The sequence below is a fragment of the Halopseudomonas sp. genome (genome assembly GCF_036960865.1).
GTDB lineage: Bacteria > Pseudomonadota > Gammaproteobacteria > Pseudomonadales > Pseudomonadaceae > Halopseudomonas.
The window spans coordinates 66,808-81,598 of sequence record NZ_JBALWE010000012.1; the positions used below are offsets into that span (position 1 = coordinate 66,808).

12 protein-coding genes are annotated in these 14,791 nt (G+C 60.3%); 5 read left to right on the top strand and 7 right to left on the bottom strand.

Annotated features, from left to right (window positions below; translation table 11 throughout):
• Positions 1–50: 50 nt before the first annotated feature.
• Entirely contained in the window at positions 51–1,112 is a 1,062-nt protein-coding gene (lptG, locus tag V7747_RS16530; protein ID WP_335617116.1) for an LPS export ABC transporter permease LptG, read from the bottom strand.
• The gene (lptF, locus tag V7747_RS16535; protein WP_335617117.1) at positions 1,099–2,202 is read right to left on the bottom strand and encodes an LPS export ABC transporter permease LptF; all 1,104 of its coding nucleotides are present in this window, start codon (positions 2,200–2,202) and stop codon (positions 1,099–1,101) included. Before lptF ends, lptG begins: the two co-directional genes overlap by 14 nt.
• 150 nt (positions 2,203–2,352) lie before the next feature.
• Here lptF and V7747_RS16540 point away from each other — a divergent pair, with 150 nt between their 5' ends.
• The 5 genes from V7747_RS16540 (at position 2,353) to yejK (ending at position 8,997) form a co-directional block, all read left to right on the top strand.
• Positions 2,353–3,846, top strand: coding sequence for a leucyl aminopeptidase (locus tag V7747_RS16540; RefSeq protein WP_335617118.1), 1,494 nt, complete (start codon positions 2,353–2,355; stop codon positions 3,844–3,846).
• A gap of 91 nt (positions 3,847–3,937) precedes the next feature.
• Positions 3,938–4,369: a DNA polymerase III subunit chi gene (locus V7747_RS16545; protein WP_335617119.1), complete on the top strand. Its 432-nt coding sequence runs from the start codon at positions 3,938–3,940 to the stop codon at positions 4,367–4,369.
• Positions 4,370–4,372: 3 nt separating this feature from the next.
• Positions 4,373–4,864 (top strand): hypothetical protein, encoded by a 492-nt coding sequence (locus V7747_RS16550; protein ID WP_335617120.1) that lies wholly within the window; start codon positions 4,373–4,375, stop codon positions 4,862–4,864.
• 131 nt (positions 4,865–4,995) lie between these two features.
• Positions 4,996–7,926 (top strand): valine--tRNA ligase, encoded by a 2,931-nt coding sequence (locus V7747_RS16555; protein ID WP_335617121.1) that lies wholly within the window; start codon positions 4,996–4,998, stop codon positions 7,924–7,926.
• 63 nt (positions 7,927–7,989) lie between these two features.
• On the top strand, positions 7,990–8,997 hold the full coding sequence (gene yejK / locus V7747_RS16560; RefSeq protein WP_335617122.1) for a nucleoid-associated protein YejK: 1,008 nt from the start codon (positions 7,990–7,992) through the stop codon (positions 8,995–8,997).
• A gap of 43 nt (positions 8,998–9,040) precedes the next feature.
• Here the strand turns inward: yejK and pelG are convergent, their stop codons facing one another.
• From pelG to V7747_RS16585, 5 genes are read right to left on the bottom strand one after another with little or no spacing between them, the layout of a single operon-like run.
• On the bottom strand, positions 9,041–10,414 hold the full coding sequence (gene pelG, locus V7747_RS16565) for an exopolysaccharide Pel transporter PelG (protein ID WP_335617123.1): 1,374 nt from the start codon (positions 10,412–10,414) through the stop codon (positions 9,041–9,043).
• Positions 10,415–11,935, bottom strand: a complete 1,521-nt coding sequence (gene pelF / locus V7747_RS16570) for a GT4 family glycosyltransferase PelF (protein ID WP_335617124.1) — start codon at positions 11,933–11,935, stop codon at positions 10,415–10,417. It lies immediately after the preceding gene.
• The gene (locus tag V7747_RS16575) at positions 11,932–12,921 is read right to left on the bottom strand and encodes a HEAT repeat domain-containing protein (RefSeq protein ID WP_335617125.1); all 990 of its coding nucleotides are present in this window, start codon (positions 12,919–12,921) and stop codon (positions 11,932–11,934) included. The genes pelF and V7747_RS16575 overlap by 4 nt, the downstream gene beginning before the upstream one ends.
• Positions 12,899–14,266, bottom strand: coding sequence for a PelD GGDEF domain-containing protein (locus V7747_RS16580; protein ID WP_335617126.1), 1,368 nt, complete (start codon positions 14,264–14,266; stop codon positions 12,899–12,901). Before V7747_RS16580 ends, V7747_RS16575 begins: the two co-directional genes overlap by 23 nt.
• Positions 14,266–14,781 carry a penicillin-binding protein activator LpoB gene (locus tag V7747_RS16585; RefSeq protein ID WP_335617127.1) on the bottom strand — a complete coding sequence of 172 codons (516 nt, stop codon included), beginning with the start codon at positions 14,779–14,781 and terminating at the stop codon, positions 14,266–14,268. The genes V7747_RS16580 and V7747_RS16585 overlap by 1 nt, the downstream gene beginning before the upstream one ends.
• Positions 14,782–14,791: the final 10 nt, after the last annotated feature.

Below are 14,791 nucleotides of genomic sequence, written 5' to 3' on the forward strand. Positions count from 1 at the left end.
AGCGGCGAAAACACCTGTCGGATCTTGCCGCAGGTTGTGTAATCACACGCTTAGCCCGCACGGCGCAACAAAAACACTCCCACGACAAACAACAGGGCGATCGGCAACAGCACCGCGATCAGCGGCGAAAAGCCGAAAACCAGACTGGAAGGCCCCAACAGATCCTGCACTATCTGGAAACCAAAACCGACCAGAACACCGGTAAACAGCCGCTGCCCCATGGTCACCGACCTAAGCGGCCCGAAGATAAATGATATGGCGACAAACACCAGCGCCGCCGTCGCCAATGGCTGAAACAGCTTCTTCCAGAAAGCCAACCAGTAGGGCTTGTTGTTCAACCCCTGGTCAGACAGGTAAGCCTGATACTGCCAGATGCCCTTGAGTGGCAACACATCAGGATCCAGCAAGACCACGCGCAGCAACTCGGGTGACAGGTGAATATCCCAGAGATCCTGGAAGGTACTCAATACCTCGCTCTGACCGTCCTCGGCAAAGCGCGTGGTTCGCACATCCTCCATCAACCAGTCATTTTCCTGCACAGTCGCGCGCCGAGCAAAACTGGCTTCTAGCAGATGACGCTCGCCATCAAAGCGATAGCGCGTCACCCCGTGCAGCACACCATTGGGCTGCACCGCATTGATGTGAATAAAATCATCGCCTTCGCGGTGCCACAAACCCTTGGATTTGACCGCCTCGTTGCTGCCTTCAGCAATCGCCCGGCGACTTTCCGCCAGGTTCTCGGTGTAGGGCGCCAGGTATTCACCTATCAGCACACCCACCACCATGAGCACCAGCAACGGCTTCATCACGGCGCCAACGATACGTGCGATGGACACCCCCGCAGCGCGCATGATCGTCAACTCCGAGTTGCTGGCCAGTGTCCCGAGGCCAACCAGGCAGCCAACCAGCGCCGCCAGCGGAAGTAGGTCGTGCAGGCGCCGTGGCACCGTCAAGAAGACGTATCCCAGAGCCTGCAAGGGGCCATAGCCACCCTCCAGGTCGTCCAGTTCGTTGATGTAGGCAAACAGCAGATCCAGGCCGGCGATAATCGCCAACACCACCAGAATGCTCAGCAGCACCGAGCTGCCGATATGACGATCAAGCTTGCGCATGGGCACCTCCAGCGGCACGGCTGGGCGCCGTCAGCGCCTTGCGATTGAGTATCAGGCCGATCGCCAGGAACAGCCCATGAACCCACCATAGGCCCAGCGCAGCAGGTGTCTTGCCTGACTCCATCCAGCCGCGGGCGCTGATCAGCAGCGCCAGATAGGCCATATACAGCAGGATCGCCGGCAACAACTTGAGAAAACGCCCCTGACGCGGATTAACCCGTGCCAGCGGCACGGCAAAGAAGGCGACAATCGGTACCAATAGCGGGATTGCAATGCGCCACTGCAGCTCCGCCCGTTCGTCCAGTCCCTCCTCGCTCAGCAGCTGCGGCGTAGACATAGCCTCGCGGTCGGTCACCTCGGTCTGCACCTCCGGCTTGGGCAGCAACACCCCATAGGTGTCGTATTCGATGGTACGAAAATCCGCTTCACCGGGCTGACCCTCATAACGGAAGCCCTTGTTCAACACCAAGTAGCGGCTGCCATCGGCGTTCAGCTCCTGAGTGCCGGTAGCGGCCACCAGCACGCCCAGCTTGGCATCTTCGCCTTCACCGCGGCGCTCGGTAATGAAAATATCCTCAAGCTGCGTACGGTCGTCCGACAGGCCACCGGCGTAGGTGACCCGTTGACCGCTACCCAGCGCCTGAAAGCGGCCGGCGGCCAGGGTATCGAATTCAGTCAGGGCATCCTGCTGGTTGAACAGCTGCTGGGTTTTGAGCACACCGGCCGGAGCGATCCAGAAACTCAGCAACGCGACAGTCAGCATCACCAGCAGCGCCGGCCCCTGGGTATAGCCAATAATCTTGCGATCACTGATCCCGGTGGCCGACAACACCGTCATCTCGCTGTCGAGATAAAGCCGTCCGTACGCCAGCAAAATACCCAGAAACATGCCCAGCGGCAGAATCAGCACCATAAAACCCGGTAGTCGGTAGGCCATGATCAGAAACAACACACCGGAGTCGAGCTGGCCTGCCGCCGCTTGCGCCAGGTACTTGATAAAGCGCCCACTCATGATGATCAGCAGCAGCACACCGCTCACCGCCGCCAGCGTCTGCAACACCTCACGGCTCAGATAGCGAAAAACAATCACAGTAACTTCCTTGGCTCCGGGTCTTTAAGGGCTGGCGCTAATAGGCCAGAATGCAGAGCAGACACCTCTGACAGCGCTACGCTGAGCAGATACCCACGGGATCGAGCCCGTATTATCAGTCAATCAACACGATTTGTCTTGGGGAGCACCATGGAGTTCAACGTAAAGCACGGCGCACTGGAAACTATCAAATGCGGCTGTCTGGTTGTCGCTGTCAGTGAAGGCAAAACCCTGAGTGGGCCTGCGGCCGACCTCGACAACGTCTGCGGCGGGCAAATCAGCGCCGCCTTGAAGAGCGGCGACCTGAGTGGCAAGGCCGGCCAGACTCTGATGCTGTTCGCCCTGCCGGGTATCGCCGCCCAGCGCGTACTGCTGATTGGCAGCGGCAAGGATGAGCCCCTCAACGACCGCGCCTGGCGCCGCCTCGCGCAAAAAGCGCTGGCCACGCTCAAGCATGGCGCTGCCAGCGACGCGGTATTTGCCTTCACAGGTCTGCCGGTCAAGGATCGCGACCTTTACGCGCAAACGCGCCTGCTGGTCGAAACCTGCCATGACGGTCTTTACCAATTCGACCAGTTCAAGAGCAAAAAGGCTGACAAGCCAACGCTGAAGAAAATTGCCCTATGGACCGCCGACAAGGCCGACGGCCCGCTGCTGAAACGCGCTGTCAGCCAGGGCTCTGCCATTGGCGAAGGCATGCGCCTGACCCGTGACCTGGGCAACCTGCCGGGCAACGTCTGCACGCCGACCTACCTGGCCAAGGAAGCCAAGGCGCTGGCCAAGCTGCACAAAGAACTTGAGGTCGAAGTACTGGAAGAGAAAGACATGAAGGCGCTCGGCATGGGCGCCCTGCTTTCGGTCAGCGCCGGCAGCGTCGAGCCAGCCAAACTGATTCGCATCAGCTACAACGGCGGCAAGACCAAGGAACAGCCGCATGTACTGGTCGGCAAGGGCATCACCTTCGACACCGGCGGCATCAGCATCAAGCCCGCTGCCACCATGGACGAAATGAAGTACGACATGTGCGGCGCCGCGACCGTGTTCGGCGTGATCAAGGCCGTGGTGGCCATGCAGCTGCCGATCAACCTGGTGGGCCTGATTGCCTCGGCCGAGAACATGCCCAGTGGCACCGCCACCAAGCCGGGTGACATCGTCACCACCATGTCCGGCCAGACCGTCGAGATTCTCAACACCGACGCGGAGGGCCGCCTGGTGCTGTGCGACACCCTGACCTACGCCGAACGCTTCAAGCCGGCCAGCGTAGTCGACATCGCCACCCTCACCGGCGCCTGTATCGTCGCCCTCGGTGGCAACACCTCGGGCCTGATGGGCAACAACGACGAACTGGTGCAGCAACTGCTGACTGCCGGCACCCAGGCCAGCGACCGCGCGTGGCAATTGCCGCTGTTCGAGGAATATCAGGAACAGCTCGACAGCCCCTTTGCCGACATGGCCAATATTGGCGGCCCCAAGGCCGGCACCATCACGGCTGGCTGCTTCCTCTCGCGCTACGCCAAGGCCTATCGTTGGGCGCACCTGGATATCGCCGGTACCGCCTGGGTCAGTGGCGGCAAGGATAAAGGCGCCACCGGTCGCCCGGTGCCGCTATTGACCCAGTACCTGCTGGACCAGGTCAAGGCCTGAACCAGCAGCTGCAAGCTGCCGACAGGAAGCCGCAGGGCAATGCCACGGTTTCTTGCTGGCCGCTTGCCATTTGAAGCTTGAGGCTGCATTTATGACCCGTATTGATTTCTACCTGCTCAGCAGCGACCAGCCAGCTATCCGTTTGCAATACGCCTGCCGGTTGGCCCACAAGGCCTGGCAAAAGGGTCACCATGTATACCTGCACTGCCCGGATGAAGCCTCGGCAGAGCAGCTTGACGAGCTGCTCTGGTCGTTCCGCGAAGAAGCCTTTGTGCCCCATGCGCTGCAGGCCGATCACACCGAGGAGCCTGTGGTCTGCGGCTACGGCAACGACCCTGGCGCCGCACAGGATCTACTGATCAACCTGAGTGACAGCGCGCCCGAGTTTTTCAGCCGCTTCGCCCGACTGGCAGAAATCGTCGTCGAGCAGGATGCAGTCCGCGTGCCAGCACGCGAGCGCTTCCGTTTCTACCGGGAACGGGGCTATCCTCTACAGTCTCATCAGATACGGACAGCAGGATGACCCATGACGCAGCGCGACCCTTCGGAGCCCTCACGACTGCTGGAAGACCTGGAGTCGATTCGCACCCTGCTGGATGAGCAGAACGAGCCGCACCAGCCCTCCGCCGATGACCAGTTCGATATACCGCTGTTGCAGGACATCATCCACGAGCCGCTGTCGCCGGCCGCCTCCGGCAGCCAGGCCGCCCCGCCGTATAGCCTGCCACCCCGTCCGGCCGACAAGGCACACAATCCCTTTTTACCCTACGCCTCGTTAGCCAAACTGGCCGAAGAGCGCATGCAGCTCGATCAACTGCTCGCCGGCCAGATGCCACCACCGCCGACGCTATCGCCCACCGCCGGGGCCCGTGAAGTGCGCATGGAAGCCCGCCTGCAGGCCGAAGCACAGCTGATCCTGCAGGGCGTGATAGACGACCTGATTCCCACTATCGAGGACGAGCTACGCAAGCGCATGCAGAACAAACTGCAGCAGATCGTCCGTGAACAGCTGAAATAACCCCTGCGGGCTGGGCCATCCCCCCTCCGGGCCGCTATAATGGCGGTTTTCTCTGCGCCACTTCGTCAGCGGCCAATCGAGCCGCGCGACTGCGCTGATCGCCCATCGTCAACCGGATAGCCAGCACACCCATGGACAAGACTTACCAGCCGCACGCCATCGAAACCTCCTGGTACCAGACCTGGGAGCAGAACAACTACTTTGCTCCACAAGGCTCAGGCGAGTCCTACACCATTGCCCTGCCACCGCCGAACGTGACCGGCAGCCTGCACATGGGCCATGGCTTCAACAACTCGATCATGGATGCGCTGATCCGCTTTCGCCGCATGCAGGGCCGCAATACCCTGTGGCAGCCGGGTACTGACCACGCCGGTATAGCCACTCAGATGGTGGTCGAGCGCCAGCTCGGTGCCCAAGGCGTCAGCCGTCACGACCTCGGCCGCGAGCAGTTTCTCGACAAGGTCTGGGAGTGGAAAGAAGAATCCGGCGGCAATATCACCCGTCAGATTCGCCGCCTCGGCAGCTCGGTCGACTGGAGCCGCGAGCGCTTCACCATGGACGACGGCCTGTCCGAGGCCGTCAAAGAAGCCTTCGTGCGCCTGCATGAAGACGGCCTGATTTACCGCGGCAAGCGGCTGGTCAACTGGGACCCGAAACTGCATACCGCGATTTCCGACCTGGAAGTGGAAAACCACGACGAACAGGGTTCGCTGTGGAACCTGCGCTACCCGCTGGCCGATGGCGCCACCACCGCCGACGGCAAGAGCTACCTGATTGTGGCCACCACCCGCCCGGAAACCATGCTGGGTGACAGCGCTGTAGCAGTGAACCCTACTGATGAGCGCTATCAGGCGCTGATCGGCAAGTTCGTCGAGCTGCCACTGGTTGGCCGCCGCATCCCGATCATTGCCGATGACTACTGCGACCCCGAGTTTGGCACCGGCTGCGTGAAAATGACCCCGGCGCATGACTTCAACGACTACGAAGTCGGCAAGCGACACAGCCTGCCGCTGATCAACATCCTCGACCAGAATGCCGCTGTACTGGCCCGCGCGCAGGTGTTCAATATCGATGGCAGCGTCAACGACAACGTCGACGCCACCCTACCCGACGCTTACGCGGGGCTCGACCGTTTTGAAGCACGCAAGAAGATCGTCGCCGACTTCGACGCGCTGGGCCTGCTCGAAAAAATCGAACCCCACGCCCTGAAGGTACCCAAGGGCGACCGCTCCGGCGTGGTCATCGAGCCCTGGCTGACTGACCAATGGTACGTTTCCACCAAGCCGCTGGCCGAGCCCGCCATTGCCGCCGTGGAAGACGGCCGCATCGAATTTGTGCCCAAGCAGTACGAGAACATGTACTTCAGCTGGATGCGCGACATCCAGGACTGGTGTATCTCGCGCCAGTTGTGGTGGGGCCACCGCATCCCGGCCTGGTATGACGCCGCCGGCAAGGTCTACGTTGGTCGCGACGAAGAAGAAGCCTACCGCAAGGCGCTGGAAGCCAACGGCCACGACGCCGAAGCGGAGCTGCCAACCCTGGAGGAGCTTAAGCAAGCCGCTGTCGATGGCGGCCTGGGTGTGCTCCGCCAGGATGAAGACGTACTCGACACCTGGTTCAGCTCCGGCCTGTGGACCTTCTCAACTCTCGGCTGGCCCGAGCAGACCGAGGCGCTGAAGACCTTCCATCCGACCAACGTACTAGTGACCGGCTTCGACATCATCTTCTTCTGGGTGGCCCGCATGATCATGCTGACCATGCATCTGATGAAGCACGACGATGGCAGCGCGCAGATTCCATTCAAGACGGTCTATGTACACGGCCTGGTGCGCGACGGCCAGGGACAGAAAATGTCCAAGTCCAAGGGCAACGTACTGGACCCGCTGGACATCATCGACGGCATCGACCTCGAATCACTGGTGAAGAAGCGTACCAGTGGCATGATGCAGCCAAAACTGGCCGAAAAGATCGAGAAACAGACCCGCGCCGAATTTCCCGACGGTATCGCCGCCTACGGCACCGACGCGCTGCGCTTCACCAACTGCTCGCTGGCCTCTACCGGCCGCGACATCAAGTTCGACATGGGCCGCGTCGAGGGCTACCGCAACTTCTGCAACAAGATCTGGAACGCCGCGCGTTACGTCATGATGCAGTGCGAAGACAAGGACTGCGGCGCGGATGGGTCCGAGGTCGAGCTGACCCTGGCAGACCGCTGGATCATCTCCCAGCTGCAGCGCACTGAAGCCGAAGTGACCCGTCAGCTGGACCAGTTCCGCTTCGATCTGGCCGCACAGGCGCTGTACGAGTTCATCTGGAACCAGTACTGCGACTGGTACCTGGAGCTCTCCAAGCCGGTTCTCTGGGACGAGAACGCCCCGGCCGAGCGCCAGCGCGGCACCCGTCGCACGCTGGTGCGCGTACTGGAAACCGCACTGCGCCTGGCGCACCCGTTCATGCCCTTCATCACCGAAGAAATCTGGCAGCGCATCGCGCCTCTGGCCGGCCGCAAACAGGCCGACGAGACTGCCACCATCATGCTGCAAGCCTGGCCAGTGGCCGCTGAGGACCGTATCGATAGCGCCGCCGAAGGCGATATCGAGTGGCTCAAGGCGCTGATTCTGGGCGTACGCAACATTCGCGGTGAAATGAACGTGGCTCCTGGCAAAGAGCTCGAACTGCTATTGCGCAAGGCCGGCAGCGAAGACCAGCGCCGCTTGAACGACAACCTGACCTTCCTGAAGAAACTGGCCAAGCTGTCCAGCGTCACGGTATTGGCCGAAGGCGACGAAGCACCGCTGTCTGCCACTGCACTGGTGGGTGAACTGGAAGTGCTGGTACCCATGGCCGGGCTGATCGACAAGACCGCCGAACTGGCGCGTCTGGACAAGGAAATAGGTCGCCTTGAGGGCGAGGTCAAACGTATCGGCGGCAAGCTGTCCAACGCAGGTTTTGTCGACAAGGCGCCCCCCGCAGTCATCGACAAGGAGCGCGCCAAGCTGGCCGATGCCGAGCAGGCACTGGCCCAACTGAGCGAGCAGCGCGCGCACATCGCCAGCCTGTAACGTCGCCCTGCGCCGGCCCCGTGCCGGCGCAGACTCAAGCACGCTTTCGCCGGATACCTCACCATGCCGATCGACAACAGCATCGTTCATCAGATTCACAAGAAGCCGGACGGCCAACCCGCCAGCCTGACCCTGCGCGAGGCCGAGCTTGCCAGCTCGCAGGCGCTAGAGCAATTGCTCGCCGGCCTGATCGAGGCGTACAACAGCAAGCCGAACAAAGCCTGGGGCTACTTTCATGAGGAAAGCGGCGCCTACCCCTTCAGCGGCTGGCTGCAGCAGCTGATCGACCAGGAACTCGACTTTGTCACGTTCTCCAGCAAGGCCAGCGAACAGCTGAAAACCCTGATGGAAGGCTCCAACCTGGCGCTGGGCGGCCACGTGCTGTTCATCCGCTACCGTCAGGGCATGACCGCCTTCATGGTGATCGCCCTGCTGCACCACACTGAAGGGGTCACCGTTACCGAGGATCTTAACGTGGCCGCAGCGCGCCATCTGGACCTGTCCAGCCTGAACATGGCTGCGCGCATCAACCTCACCGAGTGGAAGCAGAACAGCAGCTCGAAGAATTACATCTCTTTCATCCGTGGGCGCAGTGGCAAGCGGGTCTCCGACTACTTCCGTGATTTTATCGGTTGTGTCGAGGGTGCCAACCCGGAAGAGGAAACCACAACCTTGCTGCAGGCGTTCAGCGATTACGTCGGTGAAGCATCGATGGAGCCGCAATTGGTCAAGGACAAGACCAAGGCCATGAGCGGCTATGTCAGCGGTCAGGCGAAAGCCGGCGAGCAAGTGGCGCTTGAGGAGCTGTCCGGGGTACTGGATGAAGAGCAGCCACGCGCTTTCTACGACTATATTCGCAACAAGGATTACGGACTAAACCCGGAGATTCCGGCCGACAAACGCACGCTGAACAACTTCATGCGTTTCTATGGCAAGGCGGATGGTCTATCGATCAGCTTTGAGTCGCATCTGCTCGGCGAGCGGGTGGAGTACAACGAAGGCGATGACGCGTTGGTGATCAAGCACCCACCCAAGGGGCTGGTGCAGCAGCTGCGCAACAAGAAGCGCTGAGTCAGAGCGACCGAAAAGGCCAGGCATACGCCTGGCCTTTTTCTTAGTGCTCCAGCATGAAGGTATCGTATTCCAGGCTATTGAGCGCCGATGACAGCTGCAGCAGCCCCAGGATTACGCACACCACCAGTGACATGGTGAAACCATAACCAAAGAAGCTCGGACCAAGGTACAGACTGAACAGCGTGAACAACGCGTTGAGGACCACGAACAACACGCATAGCTGCAACACTACTGCACGCTTGTCGAGATAGAAGAACACGTTCAGCAGCGCCATGAACACGACCTGTACGCTTACCCCGATGAGGTCGATATAAAACAGCGGCAAATAGTACGGCGACATGCCAATCAGTTCGAACAGGCGCGGGGCAAACAGAAACAGCAGCAGCACCGTCAGCCCCTGCACCTTGCAGATTTCCTTCAGGCCCTGGCGGATTGACAGGGTCATCTCGTTTTTCAACAAGCGGATATGCTGCAGCGTTTCGCCATCACGTACCGCTGCAAACAAACGCGCATACCATTCGGCAAAATCGGTTTCGATCCGCACCAGAAACACCGCCATGCCTGGAATGATCGCCAGATAGGCCAGAAAGATCGGCAAATCGTAGAGCATCGACGCCCGTAGCGGACCAATGATGTGCTCAGACGTACCGGGGTTGAACCAAAATATGAACTTGTCGACCCAGATACCCAGGTTGTAGCAGAAGCCGGTAATCAGCAGGCTGAGAAAAACATTGCGGCGATTGAGAAAGTCGAAAGCTACCAGCTTCTCGGAATGGTACTCGCGCACGATGTCGAACAGGAATACGAAAAGCAGCGTTGCGTGACCTATCAATAGCGCCAATAACAGACCTTCCATGCCCAGATTGCGCATGAAAAAGGCGCTGAGAATCATGCAGCTGTAGCCCAACAACATGATCAGCAAAATGCGGTTGTACGCTTTCATGCCGGACAAAAAGATGACGACCAGCCAGAGATTGCACAACGTCACAAAATTGGCCAGCACCAGCAGACGGTAGAGGAACGACTGCTCCGGAAACAGCAGTAGCAGCACCACTATGCCGAGAATTCCGGCTCCCAATGTCACCAGCAGCAGCACACCCAGCAGGTTCGGTGTAATCAACTCACGACGCTGCTCGAACAGACGATCAGATACAAAGCGGGTGAAAAACAGCTGCAGGCCGCCGGTACAGATCAGCGAACTGGCCATCAGATAGGTTACGGTGACCAGAAACTGCCGCACCAGGGCGTCCGGCACGACATAGCCGATACTCATCAAGCCGATCAGCATCACGCTGACGATGGACAGCACCCAGGGGCCAGAACTGATCAGCCCAGCGTAAACATAGGCCCGCATGGTGGAGCTGTAGGTATCCTTGGAAAGGATCCTGCGTAACTCAAAACCGATACCCGCCATTCAGGACACCTCCAATGCTGCACGATAGAGTTGACGATAACGCTCAAACATCAGCTCATCGCTGTAATAACGCTCGACCCTGGCCAGTCCAGCCGCCTGCGCCTGCTGCCAGAGCTCGGGTGAGCCCAGCAAACGCATGATGGCGCCGGCGGTGGCCTGCGGATCGGCGATGGAAACCACCTCGCCGGCCTGGCCCAGCGCGCGATCTTCCTCATTGGCGCCTTCGATCATTTCACGGCAGGAACCCACATCGCTGCTGACTACCGGCGTACCGGCGCTCCAGGCTTCGAGAATCACCAGTGGCTGCGCCTCGCTGATTGAGGTCAGCACCAGCACGCCTAGCCTGGGCATGATTTCCTGAATATTCTGAAAGCCGAGGAAGCGCACGTTGTCAGCCAGGCCAAGACTGCTTACCAGGCTCTGACATTCACGCGCGTACTCGGGATCTTCGGCGCCGGGGCCAATGATCCAGCCCTCGGCATTGGGCATGGCGTTAACCACCGTACGCATGCTGCGGATAAAGGTTTTTACGTCCTTGATTGGCACTATGCGACCGATCAGCCCGGCTACAGGCGCGATGCCGCTCGGCCGTTGCTCACGCACCGCTGTCCAGCGCTGCAGCGCGATGCCATTGGGTATGACACGTGTGCGTTGCGGCTCAGCGCCATCTCGTATCTGTCGCTGGCGGTTGCCTTCGTACAACGAAACCACCGGTTCGGCAGCCTCATAGACCAGTTGGCCGATGCGCTCAAAGAAACGGATCCACAACGTACGGATATAACCAGCCGAGGGATCGAGACTACCGCTGAGGGCCTCATCGGGGTTTTCTGCCACCCAACCCGCCTGCGCCAGATCGATCTTGCGCTCCTTGGTGTAAATACCGTGCTCGCTCAGGATGAAACGACACCCCCAGTGTTGCTTGAGCATGGCGCCAAGCAAGCCGGCATACCCGGTAGAGATGGCATGCACCGCACGTGCCTTTGGCAAGCGGCGCGCCAGTTCGGCCAGCATGATTACCGGCGGCTGAATGGTTCGCAGCGTCCAGAAGTAATTGATGAACGACGGATCAGTACAGTGCTGGACATAGCCGTCGCTAAGTACGTTCCAACTGGCGCGACTGCGCAGCACTTGGTCAACTGTCAGGCCGCCAGTTACCAGCGTGCGAAGCAATGCGGGCCCCTCGCCAGCGGCGGGCGTTTCAGGGTGGTGAAAGAAGCGATAAAGCTGCGCCATCCGCTCCTCATCTGCCGCCGGGACCTTGGCGTTCTGCACCGGACCCGCCTGCCAGGATTCGGCGATGAAGACTTCATCGTAATGCACCACGTTATCCGGCATCTGGTAATGCATGTGCTCGTAATTGCTGCGCTCACCGCCAATAAACAGGATGGAAAATCGCAGTTCTGGCAGGCCCAGCAGCATCTGATGGATCCAACTCGACACGCCACCACGGACATACGGCCAGGTCCCTTCCAGCAGCAGGCATACGTCGGCGGGGTGATCCTGGGCGCTAAGCCTGTTCATATCCAGTACCTCGCCGCTTCAGCGAAGGGCGGCCTTTTACGCATACTTTGCGGTAACCGCTCAAGTTGCTGTCCAACGACCGCATAGTCACGACGCAGAAACGCCAGCTCGGCCAGATAGGGAACCAGCTTCTCACTGCCCATACCCAGGGTTTGCGCCCGCGTGAAGTGTTGCTGAGCAAGGTCCAACTGGTCGCGCTCCATATCAATACGTCCGGCAAGTAGCTCCAGGTCAGCGGTGGGCTGCAGGGTGAGTGCCGACTGCGCGTGCTGTGCGGCTTGGCCTAGTACGTGCTCCAGAACACCGCCCTGAGCCAAGCCCAGATATGCGAGCTCCCAATACCACCGCGCCAGCCCGGCGTGTAGCGGCTGCCGCTCGGCCTTCTCGGCCACCCGCAGACTGTCGAGTAAATGCTCGATGCGCTGGTTGATGCGGGTTTCCTGCTGGTCGAGCATGGAATAGGCCAGCAGCCGTACGTCGTCCTCAGGATCACGCAGGGCAACCTTGAGAATGGGGGCAGATTCGTTCACCGGCATACGTCGGGTCGCCATGAGCGCGGCGAGTCGTTGCTCAGGGTCAGATGCCAGCTGCAACACGTCCTGCAAACCGCCATCGTGAAACAGCGGCGACTGCCAGCGCTCCATGGGCTTGTAAGGTAAGGGGGGCACGCCCGTAGCCTGCCAACCCGCCTCATCTTCGCTACGCTGCAGATAGAGCCCGGCGAACAGGCCACAGAGCAAGCCCACGGCGCCCACGACGGGAATGAAGAACGCCAGGCTGAACATCAGCAACGGCGGCCAGGGCAGCGGTCGCTTGAAACGTGAGGGCAGCAACAACCACAACGCCGCGCTCAGCAGGCCGCAGGCGAGCGCATGTGGCAGCACGTAAAGGAGCATGCCTTGCCCCAGCGTCGGATTGAGGGTCAGGCTGGCCCAGCTGCCAAGCTCGAAGGCCAGGGCGCCGCTAAATAGCCATTTGCTGATCATTCAACCCACACTCTATATACAAGAAGTCATGCAGTCCGGCGGACCGCCCCGTGGGATCGAGCTCGTGGTAGTGCACCCGCGCCTGCAAGCTCTGCAAATCCACCCCTTGGCCAAAACGTTCGCCAAGCAGGTACTGCAAACGTTTTTCGTAACCGCGCACGCCCTGCGCATCGGTTAACGGCAAGAGCACCATCACGCCGATATGGCCACGGTTATTATGCAGTTGCAGCTGCAAATCCAGCCCGCGCTGGCTGTCCTGCAACGCCTTCAGCAGCGGTTCATTGTCATCTGTCAGTTCGATGAACATCAGGCTGCCTGGCAGTTCGTGCCGCTCGGCATCGAGCCGTGCGCGTTTGAGATGCTGAGAAAAATGCTGCGCATCCAGACTTTCGAGCTGCAGCGCCTGCTGATCGCTCTGCAGCAGGTCGGCCACGTGGCCACCAAGCAGGGCAAGCAGACTGAAAGTCCTTTCGTTAAAGGCAAAAAACGGCATGCTCTTGATTGCCACTACCGCCAGCAGGTTATCGTCGGCGTCAATCAAGGGCACACAGGCCTGCAAGCTGGACAGGCTGGCGTCCTTACCCTGCTCGATCAAGGCTTCACGCACACTCACCACATCGCCTTTTTCCAGGCAAAGCTGAACCAGCAAATCGCTGCTGTCCAGCTTGCCCATCTCACCAAGCACTGCCAGCGGCTTGTTCTGCAGCTGCCCAGTGCCGTCCACCGCATAGAGGGCCGCGGCATTGAACGAGCCATATTGTGCGAGCACCGCCAGAATCGACTCGGCCATGGGCGCCAGTAAGGCACCCTTCTCGCTCAGTTGCTGGGCGCGCTTGCGCAATAGCAGCAACGAGCTGCGCAGACTCTGCTCACTGGCCGCCACACGCTGCTCCAGGCGATCGTGCGAAATACGCAGTACCTGATAGGCCCGAGTGAACTCATCCAGCCGGTACTGCCGATATTCGTTGGCCATCTGCAGGCGTTGCAGCCGCCGATCCCACAAGTCACGAAACTCCCCCACCACCATACTGCTGACCAGCATGCCGATGATGTAGGACGCCGGCAGTTCGCCGTAACCCGATAGGCCGCTGCTGCGCAGTACAAACACCGCGCCGATGATGATTGCCGAACTGATCAGCGCCTGAAAGAACCCGTAGCGCACTCCCAGCATCAGCGGCGCGAGGATCGGCCAGGGGAAACCGGTGAGAAACAGGGGATCCTCGGGCGCGGCCCAAAAGCACAACGCCAGCAGCAACCCCGTTATCAGCGGCGTCTCCAGCCAGGCCAGCGAACTCCTGACCGGCCGCGCCAGCACGTAATCCTTGTGTGGGGAGTGGCTAAACATTATTCGATCCGCAGGTCGTCGAGCATGGTGGCCAATACCTTCTGAGCCGAACCGGCCAGGCTTTCACGGGACCAGCCAGCACGCGCGCCGCTGTTGCTCCAGAGCACCTGCCCGGTGGTCGGATTCAGCACCTTGAGGCTGATACCCACCGCCGGCTCACCGTCCAGGCCGTTCTTGTACTGCCATTCTTCGATGCTGCCGGTCACCACGTAATCCAGCGACTGGCCCTTGGCCCATTCCAGCGCGGCTTCATAGCGCTTGCGATCATCCAGCAGGATCAGGTCCTGGTTTTCCACATAGGGATACACCAGCGGCTGGACGCCCTGCTCAGTCAGCACACTGAGCAGAATTTGCTCGGTGCGCTCGCCCGCCTGCGGCGTCTGCGAGTAGTTCACCACCGGCAGCATGCCCCACTTGGCCTGGGCCGGGAAGGACGGGCTCTGATTACCGGAAAAGGTGCTGCAGCCAGCAAATGCGAGCGTCGCAGCCAGGGTCACACAACGGAAAATACGCATTTTGTTGCTC

Coding starts and splice junctions, on each gene's coding strand:
- V7747_RS16555 (WP_335617121.1), top strand. CDS start 4,996: ATGGACAAGACTTACCAGCCGCACGCCATCGAAACCTCCTGGTACCAG.
- V7747_RS16585 (WP_335617127.1), bottom strand. CDS start 14,781: ATGCGTATTTTCCGTTGTGTGACCCTGGCTGCGACGCTCGCATTTGCT.
- yejK (WP_335617122.1), top strand. CDS start 7,990: ATGCCGATCGACAACAGCATCGTTCATCAGATTCACAAGAAGCCGGAC.
- V7747_RS16575 (WP_335617125.1), bottom strand. CDS start 12,921: ATGATCAGCAAATGGCTATTTAGCGGCGCCCTGGCCTTCGAGCTTGGC.
- V7747_RS16545 (WP_335617119.1), top strand. CDS start 3,938: ATGACCCGTATTGATTTCTACCTGCTCAGCAGCGACCAGCCAGCTATC.
- V7747_RS16540 (WP_335617118.1), top strand. CDS start 2,353: ATGGAGTTCAACGTAAAGCACGGCGCACTGGAAACTATCAAATGCGGC.
- V7747_RS16550 (WP_335617120.1), top strand. CDS start 4,373: ATGACGCAGCGCGACCCTTCGGAGCCCTCACGACTGCTGGAAGACCTG.
- pelG (WP_335617123.1), bottom strand. CDS start 10,414: ATGGCGGGTATCGGTTTTGAGTTACGCAGGATCCTTTCCAAGGATACC.
- pelF (WP_335617124.1), bottom strand. CDS start 11,935: ATGAACAGGCTTAGCGCCCAGGATCACCCCGCCGACGTATGCCTGCTG.
- V7747_RS16580 (WP_335617126.1), bottom strand. CDS start 14,266: ATGTTTAGCCACTCCCCACACAAGGATTACGTGCTGGCGCGGCCGGTC.
- lptG (WP_335617116.1), bottom strand. CDS start 1,112: ATGCGCAAGCTTGATCGTCATATCGGCAGCTCGGTGCTGCTGAGCATT.